12 protein-coding genes are annotated in these 14,141 nt (G+C 68.5%); 3 read left to right on the forward strand and 9 right to left on the reverse strand.

Features of this window, described 5'->3' with window-relative positions; translation table 11 throughout:
* A partial coding sequence (locus tag AC1RNC_RS24830) for a hypothetical protein (RefSeq protein ID WP_492888725.1) occupies positions 1-81 on the forward strand: 81 nt, incomplete at its 5' end.
* Entirely contained in the window at positions 81-524 is a 444-nt protein-coding gene (locus AC1RNC_RS24835) for a MerR family transcriptional regulator (RefSeq protein WP_492839918.1), read from the forward strand. The genes AC1RNC_RS24830 and AC1RNC_RS24835, both read left to right, overlap by 1 nt.
* An 88-nt stretch (positions 525-612) precedes the next feature.
* Here the strand turns inward: AC1RNC_RS24835 and AC1RNC_RS24840 are convergent, their stop codons facing one another.
* From AC1RNC_RS24840 to AC1RNC_RS24880, 9 genes are all read right to left on the reverse strand, one after another.
* Positions 613-1,377 (reverse strand): SDR family NAD(P)-dependent oxidoreductase, encoded by a 765-nt coding sequence (locus AC1RNC_RS24840; RefSeq protein ID WP_492839917.1) that lies wholly within the window; start codon positions 1,375-1,377, stop codon positions 613-615.
* 70 nt (positions 1,378-1,447) lie between these two features.
* Positions 1,448-2,707 carry an acetyl-CoA C-acetyltransferase gene (locus AC1RNC_RS24845; protein WP_492888678.1) on the reverse strand — a complete coding sequence of 420 codons (1,260 nt, stop codon included), beginning with the start codon at positions 2,705-2,707 and terminating at the stop codon, positions 1,448-1,450.
* A gap of 50 nt (positions 2,708-2,757) precedes the next feature.
* Positions 2,758-3,420, reverse strand: coding sequence for a TetR family transcriptional regulator (locus tag AC1RNC_RS24850; RefSeq protein ID WP_492888679.1), 663 nt, complete (start codon positions 3,418-3,420; stop codon positions 2,758-2,760).
* A 134-nt stretch (positions 3,421-3,554) separates the two neighbouring features.
* Positions 3,555-4,694, reverse strand: coding sequence for a glycerophosphodiester phosphodiesterase (locus AC1RNC_RS24855; RefSeq protein WP_492888680.1), 1,140 nt, complete (start codon positions 4,692-4,694; stop codon positions 3,555-3,557).
* Positions 4,695-4,709: 15 nt separating this feature from the next.
* Positions 4,710-7,490: a TonB-dependent receptor gene (locus tag AC1RNC_RS24860; protein ID WP_492888681.1), complete on the reverse strand. Its 2,781-nt coding sequence runs from the start codon at positions 7,488-7,490 to the stop codon at positions 4,710-4,712.
* Positions 7,491-7,573: 83 nt separating this feature from the next.
* Positions 7,574-8,509 carry a FecR family protein gene (locus AC1RNC_RS24865; RefSeq protein WP_492888682.1) on the reverse strand — a complete coding sequence of 312 codons (936 nt, stop codon included), beginning with the start codon at positions 8,507-8,509 and terminating at the stop codon, positions 7,574-7,576.
* A 78-nt stretch (positions 8,510-8,587) separates the two neighbouring features.
* Positions 8,588-9,175 (reverse strand): RNA polymerase sigma factor, encoded by a 588-nt coding sequence (locus tag AC1RNC_RS24870; RefSeq protein ID WP_492888683.1) that lies wholly within the window; start codon positions 9,173-9,175, stop codon positions 8,588-8,590.
* Positions 9,176-9,283: 108 nt separating this feature from the next.
* Positions 9,284-10,360, reverse strand: a complete 1,077-nt coding sequence (locus AC1RNC_RS24875; RefSeq protein WP_492888684.1) for a tyrosine-protein phosphatase — start codon at positions 10,358-10,360, stop codon at positions 9,284-9,286.
* A 14-nt stretch (positions 10,361-10,374) separates the two neighbouring features.
* Complete coding sequence (locus AC1RNC_RS24880) at positions 10,375-12,666, reverse strand: TonB-dependent receptor (RefSeq protein ID WP_492888685.1); 2,292 nt, start codon at positions 12,664-12,666, stop codon at positions 10,375-10,377.
* A 243-nt stretch (positions 12,667-12,909) separates the two neighbouring features.
* Between AC1RNC_RS24880 and AC1RNC_RS24885 the strand changes: the two genes are divergently transcribed.
* Positions 12,910-14,118 (forward strand): TetR/AcrR family transcriptional regulator, encoded by a 1,209-nt coding sequence (locus AC1RNC_RS24885; RefSeq protein WP_492888686.1) that lies wholly within the window; start codon positions 12,910-12,912, stop codon positions 14,116-14,118.
* The last annotated feature ends 23 nt before the right edge of the window (positions 14,119-14,141 follow it).

The following is a 14,141-nucleotide window of genomic DNA, read 5'->3' on the forward strand; positions in this document are numbered from 1 at the left end:
CGCGACGGCGTCGTCAAGGCGGTCAACGCCAAGTCCGGCGATCCCGTCGCGGCCGATGAGGTGCTGGTGGAGTTCGCCTGATGAATTACCTGGCTCGTGACCCCTACGCGCCAAAGCGCCTGATCGACATCGGCGACGCCGCTCGCGGGCTGGGCGTCACCACGCGTACGCTGCGCTACTACCAGGATCAGGGCTTGATCCGATCTCATCGCCTGGCCCGCAATGTCCGGGGCTACGACCTCGCGACCATCGAGCAGCTCAAGGCCATCGTCGCGCTTCGGGCGGTCGGGCTGCCGGTCGCCGCCATCCGCGCCATTCTGTTCTTGCGCGATCAGCCCGACGCGCAGCGTCGCGCCTTGCGTTCGGCGCTGGCCGAGGCGCTGCGCGAGCAGCAGGCCCAAATCGAACGGTTGGCGGCCCTGGCCGATGGCGTCGCCACCGACGACGCGGGGCTGCCACCGGCCATCGCCGGGCTGCAAGCCGCCTCCGCCGCGTGGCCGACGACGAGTCCGTCGCCCGACTGAACGCCGTGATCCGGCCGTGCAGGCGTTACGGTGAGCCCTATCGCCCCGCGGGGCGATCGCCGCGCGGGGCGATCGCCGCGCGCGGCGTTCACAGCGATTGGCCGTCGTCGATGGTGAAGTCGGCGCCGGTCACGCCCTTGCTCTCGTCGGACAGCAGATAGACCAGCATGGGGTCCAAGGCGTCCTCGTCCAGGATCCGGCGACGCGGCCATTTGCTCATCTGCTTGCGGCCGCCCTCGGTGTCAAACCAGTCGCCCGCCAGTTCGGACCGGATATAGCCGGGGCAGAGGTTGTTGACGTTGGGCCCCGTCCGCGCCCATTCGCGCGCCAGGTGGCGGCCCATGTGGCTGACGGCGGCCTTGGAGGCGCTGTAGGCGGTCACACCCGGCGTCACCATCCTGGCGGTGATCGACGAGACCAGCACGATGCGGCCGCGCTCGGCGATATCGGCCTTGCGCATTCGCCGCGCGCCTTCACGGGCGGTCAGGAACACACCCCGGACATTGACCGCGAACACCTGGTCGAAATCCTCGACGGAGAGATCCGCGGCCAGCCCCTCGGCCGTGATCCCCGCATTGGCCACGACGCTGTCGACCGGCCCGAAGGCGGCTTCGGCGGCGTCGTAGGCGGCGATCGTCGAAGCCTCGTCCGCAACGTCCAGAGCCACGGCCAGACACCGCCCGCCCGCCGCCACGATCTCGTCGCGCAGGGCCTCCAGCCGATCGACGCGCCGCGCCCCGATCACCACCGCCGCGCCCTCGTCGGCCACGACGCGCGCGAACCGGGCGCCGATGCCCGAAGACGCGCCGGTGATCAGCACCGTGCGGCCGGCCAATCGCTGGATCTTGCTCATGTCTCTCGCCTCGAGCCTCGCCCGGTCGCCGCCCGTGACGACGGCGACCAAAGCATCACGGAGCTCTCTATCAGCCCTGGATGCGTTCGATGATGATGGCCGGGGCCATGCCGCCGGCGGCGCACATGGTGACCAGGCCATAGCGGCCGCCGGTGCGTTCCAGCTCGTCCAGCACCGTGCCGATCAGCATGGCGCCGGTGGCTCCGATCGGATGGCCCAGGGCGATGGCGCCGCCGTTGACGTTGACCTTGGCGCGGTCGAGACCCAGGTCGCGGATGAACTTCTCGGCGACGACGGCGAAGGCTTCGTTGATCTCCCAGAGATCGATGTCCTCGACCTTGAGACCCGCCTTGGCCAGCACCTTGCGAGCGGCCGGAACCGGCGCGTTCAGCATCAGGGTCGGGTCGTCGCCCATATTGGCCATGGCCACGACACGGCCGCGAGCCTTCAGGCCATGCTTCTCGGCGTAGGCCTGCGAGGCCAGCAGCACCGCCGCCGCGCCATCGACGACGCCCGACGAGTTGCCGGCGTGGTGGACGTGCTCGATCTTGAGGTCCGGATAGCGGCGATTGATCTGCCCACGGAAGGTCGAGCCCTTCGCGTCATAGGGATAGTCGGCGATGGCGGTGAAGGCCGGCTTCAGCTGGGCCAGCCCCTCGGCGGTCGTTTCGGGACGCGGATATTCGTCGTGGTCCAGGGCGACGCTGCCGTCATGGTTCAACACCGGCACGATCGACTTGGCGAAGCGGTTCTCGGCGATGGCGCGGGCGGCGCGCTTCTGGCTCTCGAGGCCAAGCGCGTCGAGCTCTTCGCGGGTGATGCCCTCCATGGAGGCGATGGCGTCGCCGCAGACGCCCTGGTGCGACTGCGGATGCACCGTGTCCAGATGTTCGTTGCCCGATCCCATCAGGCCCGGCGGAAAGCCCGCCGCCTGCTCCTTGGCGGCCATGGCGGCGGTCAGGCTCATCATCTCGACGCCACCGGCGACGATCAGGTCTTCCATGCCGCTCATGATCTGGGCGGCCGCCAGGTTCACCGTGGTGATGCCGCCGCCGCAGAAGCGGTCCAGCGTCATGCCCGAGGCCTTGACGTCATAGCCGGCGTCCAGCGCCGCCATGCGTCCCAGGTCCCCGCCCTGCTTGCCCTTCTGCGTCGAGGTCGACCAGATCACGTCGTCGACATCGGCCGTGTTGAGCTTGTTGCGCTCGGCGATGGCCTTGAGGACCGTGGCGGCCAGATGCTGCGGATGCAGGTGCGCCAGAGCCCCCTTCCCCACCTTGCCGACGCCGCGCGGCGTACGCACGGCGTCGATGATCAAAGCCTCGGCCATGGCCGTCTCCTCCCGCGTCTTATTCGTTATTCGAGCGATTAATTGTTCGATTAATTGTCGTCAAGCGGTTTGCGAATGGGGCGCGCCAGGACGCCATGGAAGACCAGGTCCATGACGTGCTGGACGTATTGCTGACGAACCTGCTCGGTCAGTTCGGACAGGCCCAGCGTGGTGGGCAGCGCGTAACCGGCGTAGAAGATGTGCTCGCAGGCCCCGACGACGCTGTAATACAGCATGCCCGGATCGAGCGGCCGGAACGTCCCGTCGTCGACGCCCTGAGCGACGATCGCGCGATAGGCGGCGATCATCGGCTCGACGAAGATCTTGACCACCCGTTCGCTGGACGCCTTGTCGCCCCGGACGATCATGTAGTTGATCAGACGGTTGACGTAGGGCGATCGGTAGTAGGTGTTGATGATGCCGCCGATGTGGATGCGCAGCTTCTGTTCGGCGGAGATTTCCATGCGGACCAGGCTGGCCAGATCGGCCATCGATCGCTCGGCCACGCGCTCCAATAGCGCCAGCAGCAAGCCCTCCTTGCCGCCAAAATAGTACTTGATCAGCGCCGAGTTCAGGCCGGATCTCAGCGCGATCTCGCTGAGCGAGACCTCGATCGTGGATCGCTCCGAAAGCAGCGCCGCGGTGGCGTCAAACAGAGTGGCTCGGGAATCTCGCCGCTCGAGACCCGCATCCTTAGCTCGCGTTCGCGCCATGCTTCATCCAACCTCCGAGATTGGACTCAGCTAATCGATTGACTAGAAACGTCAATCAGATTTGGCTTCAAGTCTCGGCCGGAGAGACTTCGGCGACGGGCGCGAGCATGTTTCAGTGTCGCCTGGTCGAGAAATCAGCCCGCCTTGGCCGACGGGCACGACCGCGCAGACGCCAGGCCCGCCGCCCATGCCTTCGGCCCCTCGGACCGCACCTTGGCCAACATGTCCGGCGCGTCGCTGAACGCCCCGTCGATCCCCTGGGCGAACAGGCGCCGGGCCTCGGCCTGGACGTCGCCGGACCGGTGGTCAAAGCCGGGCTTGGTCGGATCGCCGCAGCGCAGATCGACCGGCAGGTCCAGATTCTCCGGATTGACGCTCCAGACATGGACTTTCAGCCCCGCCGCGTGGGCGTCGGCCACGAAGGCGCTGGGCGGCAGGCTGCGGCCCTCGGCGTCGCGCGGCAGGATGATCTGGGTCTCGGGCCCGACAATGTCGGCGAAGGCGGCGATCTTCTTCAGGCCGTCCGGCGACCACACATCCGACCATCTGGCGATATGGTTGGCGGCCAGGATCGAGGCCGGCGGCGGCTGACTGTTGACCAGGAACATCAGCTTGATCGGCGTCATCTGGCGCAGGGCGATCAGCGCCGACGGGAAGAACGACTGGATGATCACCGGCGCGTCGGCGGTGTTGAGGCCGTTGGCCGCCAGGACGTCGATCAGCGCCTTCTCCATCGGCAGGCCGATACGCCGGAAATAGTCCGGGTTCTTCAGCTCGACATAGAGGCCCACCGGCCGGCCGCGCGCGGCGCCGGCCTTGGCGATGTCGATGATCTCCTGCAGCGTGAACACCGACTCCCGGCCGTCGTACCGAGCGCTCCCGGGTCGCGCCTCGGGCCGGCGCTCGCGCGATCGCAGGGTCTTCAACTCGGCCAGGGTGAAATCCTCGACGAACCAGCCGGTGAAGGTCTCGCCGTCGATGGTGCGCGTGGCCTTGCGGTCGGCGAACTCGGGATGACTGGCCACGTCAGTGGTGCGGCCGATCTCGTTCTCGTGCCGCGCCACCAGGACGCCGTCCTTGGTCATGACCAGGTCCGGCTCGATGAAGTCAGCCCCCATCTGGATGGCCAGCTTGTAGGACATGGCGGTGTGCTCGGGCCGGTAGGCGCTGGCGCCCCGGTGACCGATGACGATGGGCGCGGCGGCCGGCGTCTGAGCCATGGCGGGGACGGCGAAGGCCAACAAGGCCGCGGCCGACAGCAGAAGGCGTCGCATGATCTGGCCTCTTCCCTAGTGGTGGATGGTCAGGCGCAGGCCATAGACGCGCGGCTCGCCCAGCACGTTGGTCGGCAGGCCAATCGACTTGCCGGCGCTCCCCGCGCCCTTACGGTAGATCTCGTCGGTCAGGTTGCTGCCGAAGGCCTCCACTTCCCAGTCGCCCCGTTCCGGCGCGTAGCTGATCCGGGCGTTGAGCAGGCCAAAGTCGTCCTGGAACTCGTCCTGGCCGGCGTCGGGAACCAACAGGCCGGCCTGCAGCTCGGGCCGGTCGTTGTCGTCGGCGAAGAAGATCTTCGAGCGCCAGGTGTAGGTCGGCCGGAAGTCGAACTTGCCGCCCAAGCCCGTCCAGCGGACCGACGCCCCCAACGAGACCATGTGGTCCGGCGAGCGGGCGAAGTGGTTGCCCTCATAGGCGCCGCGCGTGAAGCGGGCGTGGTTGTAGGCATAGCCGCCGAACAGGTCGAGGTTCGGCGTCACCGCGAAGTCGGCCTGGCTTTCTAACCCGTAGGCCCGCGCCGTGCCGGCATTGGTGGTCACGAAGGTCGAACCGCGCTGCTCGCGGGTCTGGAAGTTGTCGTAGTCGTAGTAGTAGAGCGAGCCGTCGATCCGCAGGCGGCGATCCAAGAGGTCGGCCTTGATCCCGGTCTCATAAGCCTGCGCCGTCTCTGCCGGCGCGATGGCGAAGATCGGCGTCCCGTCCGGCGCGCCCGGGGCCCCGGCCGACAACACCCCCGGCCGGCGGCCGCGCGAATAGCTGGCGTAGAGGTTGGCGGTCGGGCTGAGCGCATAGCGGCCGGTCAGGCGCCAGGTGACGCCGTCGTCGCTCAGGTCGCGGCTGGTGAAGTCGCCATTATGAGCCGTGGGCTGAGCCGACACCCCGAACAGCGGAACCGGACCGTCCAAGGTCGCGCCATAGAAGCTCATGCCCTGGATCAGGGCGCGGGCCGTGGCGATGCCGGCCGGCGCGCCGGTGGCGGCGAGGCCGGCCGCGCCGATGGCGCCGCCCAGGATGCTGCGCCCCTGCACCGAGCTCCCCCAGATCGTGGTCTTCTCGTCGCGGCTGTAGCGCAGGCCGCCCGACAGCTCGAAGCGGTCGGTGAGGCGGAAGGTCATGTCGCCGAACAGGTCATAGGCGTCGAGGTCGGACTCGTTGCGCGAGGTCTCGACGTGGCGCGGGTCCAGCCGCGCGGCCAGGGCGGCGGCTTCGGCGCTGGTCAGCACCAGATTGCCCTTGCTGGACTGGGCGACCAGACCCTGCAGCAGCGCGCCGGTGAAGGCGGTGTTGTCGAAAAGCGCGGCCGGGGCCGGCGTGGTCTTGGGCAGGCCGGTGAACGGTCCGCCGCTCAGCATCCCCGCCGCCTGGGCCAGCAGCATCCGCTCGTCGAAGCGGACATCGACCCGGGCCTTGGAGCGCTCGCGGTAATAGTTGGCCCCGGCGAACCACGAGACGCGGCCCCCCTTGTCGTAGTTCAGGCGCATCTCCTGGCTGAACTGCGTGCCGCCGACATCCTCCTTGTTGGTGAACAGCGGCAGCGACGTGCCGTCGGCGTCGTAGACCTCGACCGCGTCGATGTCGCGGTAGCTGGTCGTCGCGTTCAGGGTCAGGGCCTCGGTGAGCTTGTACTTCACCAGCGCCATGACGCCGTTCTGGTACTGGTCGACGCCCAGAGGGTGGCCGAGCGCGAAGTCGGCGGGCTTGGACAGCCAGACCGGATCGTTCACCCGCGCGCCCGCCAGCACCTTGCCCGTCGCCGGGTCGGTCGGGCTGACATACATCGACTTGAAGCCCGTGCCGTTCGTCTTGTCGTCCTGGTGGTTGTAGATCAGGTCGGCGCTGAAGCGGTCATTCGGCTTGAAGCCGAGCGCGACCCGGTAGGCGTTGGTGTCGATGGCGTTCAGGTCGCCGTCGGCGTTGGGGTTGAGGTTCTTCTCATAACCGTCACGGCTCTTGCGCCGCCCCGCCACGCGCAGCGACACCGTGTCGGACAGCGGCAGGTTCAGCATGCCGTCCAGCTGGTAGTAGCCCAGGTTGCCGGCCTCGCCCGCCACCGACCAGTCGAGGTCCGGACCGGCCTTGTTCTGGATCACGTTCAGCGCGCCGATCAGGGCGCCGCGCCCGAACAGCGTCGACTGCGGCCCCTTGGCCACCTCGACCCGTGCGTTGTCATAGAGCTCGATGTAAGAGCCGCGCGACTTGGAGATCGACACGCCGTCCTGGAACACCGACACGCGCGGCTCGGTGAACGAGTCCCCGCCCGACGAGGTGATGCCGCGCATCACGAAGATCGGATTGTTGGGCGACTGGTCCTCGACCATCAGGCCAGGCACGTGGGTCGACAGCTCGCGGAAGTTGGTGACGCCCAGCCGCTCCAGCGCCTTGCCGCTGTAGGCGGTCAGGGCGAACGGCACGTCGATGGTCTTCTGCTCGCGCTTCTGGGCCGTGACCAGGATCTCGTCCAGGGCCACGGCGGCGTCGCGCCGGGCCGGGCGCAGCGAGATGGTGCGGCCGTCGTCGGCGGCGATCTCCAGCTCCCCAGCGGCCAGCAGCTTCGACAGCGCGGCGCGGACCGGCATCGAGCCCTTGATAGCCGGAGCCTTGCGGCCCGCCAGTTCGGCCGAGGGGAAGAAGATCTGTACGCCGGCCTGGCGCGCGAAGGCGTTGAGCGCCGCGGTCAGGTCGCCGGCCGGGATGTCGAAGGTCGCCGCCGGAGCCTGGGCCAAGGCTGGCGCATGAACGGCGACGGCGGCCGTCGCGGCCAGCAGGGCCGCGTAGCTGATGTCCCTGTAAGTCATCGAAATTCCCCGAAAGCCTCGCGCCACGGCGCGGTCGATGGGGAGACGCTCAGGGGCGCGGCCACCGCCAAGTTCGGCGGAAATTATTTCGCGCGGGTCAGGATCACGTCGTCGCCGGCCTGGCGAGAGGTCACCCCCAGGCTGGCCGACAGAGCCTGCAGAAAGTCGGCCGGGTCCGACGAGGTGAAGCGCCCCCCGACCCGCACCGCGGCCAATTGCGGGTCGACGATCATCAGCTTGCGCGTCAGGTAGCGGTTGTATTCCTCGACCGCGGCCGCCAGCGGCTCGTCCTCGAACACCACCTCGCCGCGCCGCCAGGCTTCGATGGCCTGCAGCTCGGGCGCGGCGGTCGGCCGGGTCAGGGCGCCGCTGGCCGTCAGGGTCAGGTTGTGGGCCGGCGCCGCGGCGACGGAAGACGCGGCGGCCTGACCGCTCAGCACCGTCACGTCGATGACGGGTCCCCGCATGCGGGCGTTGTAGCGGCCGCCCGGCCGCAGTCGCGCCGTCTCGGCCGCCGCGCGCAGCAGGAAGGGCCGGCCGGCGGCGATCAGGCCGACCTCTCCCCGCTCCAGCCACACCTCGACGCCGTCACGGCCCTCGCGCCAGCGCACCTCGGTGTCGGTGTTCAGGGTCATCACCGCGCCGTCGGCCAGCTTGCGGTCCAGTCGCTGGCCCACGCCGGTGACGACGCGCTGGCGGGCGAAGGCGCGCGTGGCGACGCCGCCGCCCAGGATCGCGACCGCGCCGATCCCGGCGGCCTCCAGCAGTCGCCGACGCGATGGCCCGCGCGCGGGCGCGGCGACGGGCGCGGCCACCGCCCTTCCCACGCGGGCCAGGTCAGACCACAGGGCCGCGACCTTGGCGAACGCCACCGCGTGGCGCGGATCGGCGCTCCGCCACCGCTCGAACTCCGCCTCGTCCGCCACGCCCGTGTCCAGTCGCGCCAGCCAGGCGGCGGCCTGGGCGGCGATGGAATCCGGAGCGTCGTCCATCGGAGGTGGCGGAAGGGAATCGGGCACAGGCAGGGTCTCGGTCGCGATTTCACCCTAGAGACGCGCGAACCGCGACGCACCTCCACTTTGACGCCTGGGTATTATTCAATCGCCGCGAACGCGCCGTCCGAGCTTGTTCCCCGCCGCCGCCGAAGGCGGCGTCTCGACCGCCGCCCGGACGTCGGCGTCCATGGCCTGGGACAGCAGGAACATGCCCCGCGCCAGGCGCTTTTCCACGGTCGACAGGCTCAGCCCCAGTTGCCGGGCGATCTCCTGCGGCGGCTTGTCCTCGAAGCGGCGCATGACGACGATCTGGCGGCAGCGGTCCGGCAGCCGCTCCACCGCCTTCAAGAGGCGCCGCAGCTGTTCGCGGTCAATGGTCTGGCGTTGGGCGTTGGGCGCCTCGTCGGCCAGATCGCCGGCGTCCAGACCCGCGATCTGTCGGATGCTAACCACCCGCGCCCGCCGCAGCTTCTGGATCGCGAGATTGCGGATCATGGTCAGCGCATAGGCCTTCGGGCTGGCCAGGCCGCTCCAATTCGCCAGCCCGAACAGCTTGGCGTAGGCGTCCTGCACCAGATCGGCCGCGTCGTCGGCATTGCCGCAAAAGCGCCGCGCATGGGCCAAGTAGGTCGCCTCGTGCGGCAGCACCTCCTCGATGAACCATCGGTCCAGGTCGCGTAGATATGACATGTGGAGGCGATCCTGACGACGTTCCGTCGGGACTTAAGAGGGGCCTATGTCACCTGTATGAAGGGCGATCCGCCGCGTCGAACCGAAGATCGCCCTTTGGCCGGCCGACTATCCCAGGTAGGTCGCTCGCAACATCGCGATCTTCGCATCGGTCATGCCGAAGCGCGCCTTCACCAGGGCGACCGGTCCGCCGAACCTGGCGTCGATCGCCGCCAGGGCCCGACGCATGACCTCGGGGTCGGAGCCCATGATCACCTGCAACACCTCCGGCGGCAGCTTGGCCAACGCCTGGGCCTGCTGGGCCGAGACGCTGGCGTTGGCCGCGCCGTTCGCCATCTGCTTCATGTAGTAGGACGGCGGCGTATAGACCTGGGTCAGGGCGTAGTCCTCGATCACCGTCGCGCGCGGCGCGCCCAGCACCGACAGGATCAGGGCCGAGGCCATGCCCGTCCGATCCTTGCCCGCGCTGCAGTTGAAGGCCAGCGGGCCTTCGTTGGCGACCAGGCGCGCGAACAGGTCGGTATAGTGCGGCGTCAGCATGTCGAGGAACGACACGTAGCTGTCGGCGAAGCCCTGGATGGCCTCCTCGCGCGTGGTCATTCGCGCCAAGGCGGCCATCGAGGCGCTCATGTCGTAGTCGGTGGCCACGACCTTCGGCGCGCCGGCCTTGCCCAGGAACGGGCTCGGTTCGGAGGCGCGCTCCTGCGGGCTGCGCAGATCGCAGATCGCGGTGACGCCCAGCTTCGACAGATAGGCGTAGTCGGCCAGGGTCAGACCGCTCATCACGCCCGAACGATAGATCTTGCCCCACTTGATCTGGCGGCCGTCGGCGACACGCCAGCCGCCGACGTCGCGGAAATTGCGGCCGCCTTCCAGCGGCAGCAGGCGTTCGGCGACCCGAGTCTGGCGACCGTCGGCCGCCGTCACCAGGAAATACGGGCGCGGCGAGATCGGGGCGTCCAGATCCGCCGAAGCGCCGGCGGCCGTCTTCAGCGGGCGCATGGCCGGCTTCCTGGCGTCCGGGTCGGCGGAGACCAGGACCGAAACCGCCCGAGCGCCGGTCCAGTCCAGGCGAACGGCTGTCGGCGAAGTGCGGGCGGCCTTGGCGTCGAGGACAGTGGCGGCGCGGGCGGCCGGGGCCAGCGCCAGAGCGCCGGCCGCGGTGAGAAAGAGACGACGATCCATGGTGATCCCTCCGCTTAGAACTTGACGTTCAGTTCGACGCCGTAGGTGCGCGGCTCGTTGTAGATCCCGTAGGTCCCCAGGGCGGCGTTGTAGGCTCGCATGAACAGGTGGGACTCGTTGAGCAGGTTGCGCGACCACAGCGAGACCTGCATGGCCGGACCGTCCTCGCTGACCCGGATGTCGGTCAGGGCCAGGCGACCGTTCACGATCATCGAGTCGTCGCTGAGGGTCGGATCGGCCGTGTTGGCGTACTGGGCGTCGGCATAGGCCGCGTCCAGGTGGGCCCTCAGGGTCGCGCCGAAGGCGGGGCGCTCATAGTCGACCGCCAGGCTGGCGGCGTTCTTGGGCGTGAAGATCGGATAGATCTTCGAGCGGGCGTTGATGAACGGGTTGAAGGCGTCCGACAGGGTGGTCTTGGTGTAGGCGTAGCCGGCCGTGACCGTCAGGCCTTCCATCACCGCCAGGGTGAAGTCGGCCTCGAAACCCTTGGTCTTGCCCGTCGCGGCGTTGGTGGTTTCCAGCGTGCCGCGATTGTTGTTGAGGATCAGGACGTTGAAGTCGACCTGGGCGTCCTTGATATCGCCGCTGTAGGCCGCGACGTTCAGGCGGGCGCGGCGGTCCCAGAACTCAGTCTTGGCGCCAAGCTCGTACATCTTGACCACTTCTGGATCGAACGGGCGGTAGGTCAGCGAGCGCGAGTTGGCGCCGCCGGCCTTATAGCCCGTGCTCCAGCGGCCATAGACGTGGACGCTGGGAGCGACGTCATAGGCCAGGGTGACCAGCGGGTCGAAGTGGCTCCACGATTCGTCCAGCGGGATGACGCCAACGATCGTGTTCTTGTTGGCGTCGACATAGCTGGGGATCGCGCCGTTGACGACGTCCAGCGAGCCCTTCTTGGCGTCCTTGGTCAGGCGACCGCCCAGCGTGACATGCAGGGCGTCGTCCAGCACCGGCGGCGTCCACACCGCCTGACCGAACACGCCGTAGCTGGTGGTCCGCACGTGGCTGAAGCGGTCGAAGGGCACCGCGTTGAGGTTCAGCGACAGAACGCTGTAGCCCGTGCCCGTGGCGTTCCACTGCAGGCTGTTAGGGGTCTGGGCGCTGTCGCTGACCTTCTCGCGGAAGTAGAAGGCGCCCAGGACGTAGTCGAGACGGTCGAGCTTGCCGATCGCCTGGAACTCCTGGCTGTATTGGTTCTGGTAGGTGTTGGCGATGCTGTAGCGAGCGAACGGCGCGTTGGGCGCGAACACGCCCAGGATCGCCCCGGCGTTGTCGTATTGGCCTTGTTTGAGCTTGCGGTAAGAGCTGATCGACTTCAGCTCCAGGGCGTCGTTGACCTTCCAGTTCAGGCTCAGGCGATGGCCCCAGGTGAAGCCCTCGCTGAGGCGTAGCGGCACGCCGACGGTGGCCGCCTTGGCGCGGTCGGGCTGCGGCGGCGCGATCGGGGCGGTCGGATAGAGGCCCTTCGAGATCAGCTGCACCAGATAGGGCGTGCTGCCGTCGTAGGAATCGTCGAAGGCGTAGTCGGCGCTGAAGCCGTCGACGGGCTTCCACAGGGCTTCGATCTGGAAGCCGCGCTTGTCGTAGCTGTTGAAGTCCGGCTGGCCCGAGGTGGTGGGGTTCTCCGCCGTGCCGTCGCGCTTGCTGAGCAAGGCGTCGACCTTGACGCTGACGTTATTGTACTCGGGCAGGTCGATGTGGGTCTCGGCCTTGTAGGAATTGAAGTTGCCATAACCCAGCGTCGTGCTGGCGCCGAACACGCCGGTCGGCGCCTTGGTGACGATGCTGATCGCCCCGCCTTCGGTGTTGCGGCCGAACAGCGTGCCCTGCGGTCCCTTCAGCACCTCGATGCGCTCGACGTCGTACAGCGCCGAGCCCAGGCCCTGAGCACGACCCAGATAGACGCCGTTGATATAGACGCCGACCGCCTGGTCGCGGGCCGGCTGGTTGGCGTCGCCGGACGAGCCCACGCCGCGCATGCCGATCGTCAGGGCCGATTTGCGCGAGAAGAACGGGGCCACGCGCAGGGTCGGGATCGAGCCGTCGCCCAGGTCCTCGATCGACTGGACGTGGCGGGCCTTCAGGGCCTCGCTATCCATGGCCGAGATCGCGATCGGAGTGTCCTGCAGGTTGGTCTTGCGCTTTTGGGCTGTGACCACGACCTCCTCGAGGCTCACCGCGCTATCCGCGGCGGCGGGTGCGGCGGCGCTGAGCTCGGCCGCGTGGGCCGCGCCGCAAAGCGCCAGAGCGGCCACGCCGGCCAGCAGGCCGGCGCGCAACGCCGACGTCTCAAATCCCCGATTCATGGTGTGTCCCCTGGATGCCCGAACGACTGTCGGCGTCGAGGCGGCATCTAGGCTTCGCACATGAACTTAGAACGAATGTTATGTTTCAGTTCCATGAAGCTGGGCGTTATCCAGCAGCCAAGCTTGCGATCCTCGTCCGACCAGGGAATATGCGACATGCCCTTGCGCCCGCCCTATTCCTCCTCGGCCAGATCATCCGCCAGCGCGAGCGTTCTGGAACCTCAGGACAATACACGACAGCGCTTGATCGCCGCCGCGGCGGCCCTGATCGCCGAGGGCGGAATCGCCGCCGCCTCGGCGCGCGCGATCGCCGCTCAGGCTGGATCCTCGGCCAGCGCGATCAACTACAATTTTGGCAACATAGAACGATTGTTACTGACCGTCTTCGAGCAAGGCGTCGAAGAGACCCGCGTCTGGCTGGCCAGCCGCACGCGCGAGATCGCCGCCCTGCCCCGCACCGCCGACGGCGCGGTGTGGGCGCTGACACACGTGATCCTGGCGTGGACTTCACAGGGCCGCTCACGCGCGCTTGTTTACCAGGAAGCCCTCGCCGCGAACGCGGGCCAGGGCGCCGCGGCCGCCTGGACGCGCCTGTGGCAGGATTTCTGGACGGAGACGGCGGCCCTGTTCGAGCTGGATCCGATCGATGGCCGAATGATGCATGTCCTCTTCGAGTCGGAGGCGCTCTATCACCTGTCGACCTGGTCGCCGGCCCTGGAGGCCGCGGCGCTGACCGAGATGGTCGAGCATTTCGCCTCGATCTGGCTCGACACGCCCCCTCGCGCGCCCTGGGGCGCGGCGGCCCTGGCCGCGGAGGCGGCCGGCGCCCGTCCGTACAATTCCGTGCCGCCAGCAGCCTTGCGCATCGCGAAGGCCGCCGCCGAGGTTGTGGAGGAAAAAGGCCTGACAGGACTGACCCACCGCGCCGTCGCCACCCGCGCGGGCGTGACGACCGGCTCGGTCACCCACCACTTCCGTTCGATCGAGGACCTCGTCGCCGGCGCGATCCGCGGTCAGGTGCAGTTGATGACCGAACAGGTGCGCGCCCAGAGCAATCCGCCGCCCTCGGTCGACGAGATTCAGACGGTCGAGCAATATTTCGAGGCTCTGCGCCACCACGTGGCGTCCGGAGCGCCGCCCAGCCCAGTCCTGCGTCGCCGACGCCTGTTCCTGGCCGCCGTCCGGCGCGAGGATCTGGCCGCCTCGGGCGCGGTCATCCGTTTCTCACAGGGCGGCACCACGCGCGACACCCTGGAGCGGATCTTCAGCCTGCCAGAGAGCGACCTGGTTCTACATGCCAGCGTGGTGTCGCGCTTGCTCTCGGCCATCTGGTTCGCCTGCGCCGGCGACGCTGAGCCGGCGCGGGCGCGGACGGCCGTGTTCGATCGGATCGAGACACGCCTGCGCGCCCGGCTGACGCCGCCAGGAACCGAGGGCGCGGGCGGCGGGTAGAGCGGGTTGCGGACCTCGCTGCT

It is taken from the genome of Caulobacter sp. GW822-FHT01G02 (assembly GCF_058802865.1).

Excerpts from the sequence above, each read along its gene's own strand:
- AC1RNC_RS24860 (WP_492888681.1), bottom strand. The coding sequence starts at position 7,490 with ATGACTTACAGGGACATCAGCTACGCGGCCCTGCTGGCCGCGACGGCC.
- AC1RNC_RS24840 (WP_492839917.1), bottom strand. The coding sequence starts at position 1,377 with ATGAGCAAGATCCAGCGATTGGCCGGCCGCACGGTGCTGATCACCGGC.
- AC1RNC_RS24845 (WP_492888678.1), bottom strand. The coding sequence starts at position 2,707 with ATGGCCGAGGCTTTGATCATCGACGCCGTGCGTACGCCGCGCGGCGTC.
- AC1RNC_RS24835 (WP_492839918.1), top strand. The coding sequence starts at position 81 with ATGAATTACCTGGCTCGTGACCCCTACGCGCCAAAGCGCCTGATCGAC.
- AC1RNC_RS24850 (WP_492888679.1), bottom strand. The coding sequence starts at position 3,420 with ATGGCGCGAACGCGAGCTAAGGATGCGGGTCTCGAGCGGCGAGATTCC.
- AC1RNC_RS24880 (WP_492888685.1), bottom strand. The coding sequence starts at position 12,666 with ATGAATCGGGGATTTGAGACGTCGGCGTTGCGCGCCGGCCTGCTGGCC.
- AC1RNC_RS24855 (WP_492888680.1), bottom strand. The coding sequence starts at position 4,694 with ATGCGACGCCTTCTGCTGTCGGCCGCGGCCTTGTTGGCCTTCGCCGTC.
- AC1RNC_RS24870 (WP_492888683.1), bottom strand. The coding sequence starts at position 9,175 with ATGTCATATCTACGCGACCTGGACCGATGGTTCATCGAGGAGGTGCTG.
- AC1RNC_RS24875 (WP_492888684.1), bottom strand. The coding sequence starts at position 10,360 with ATGGATCGTCGTCTCTTTCTCACCGCGGCCGGCGCTCTGGCGCTGGCC.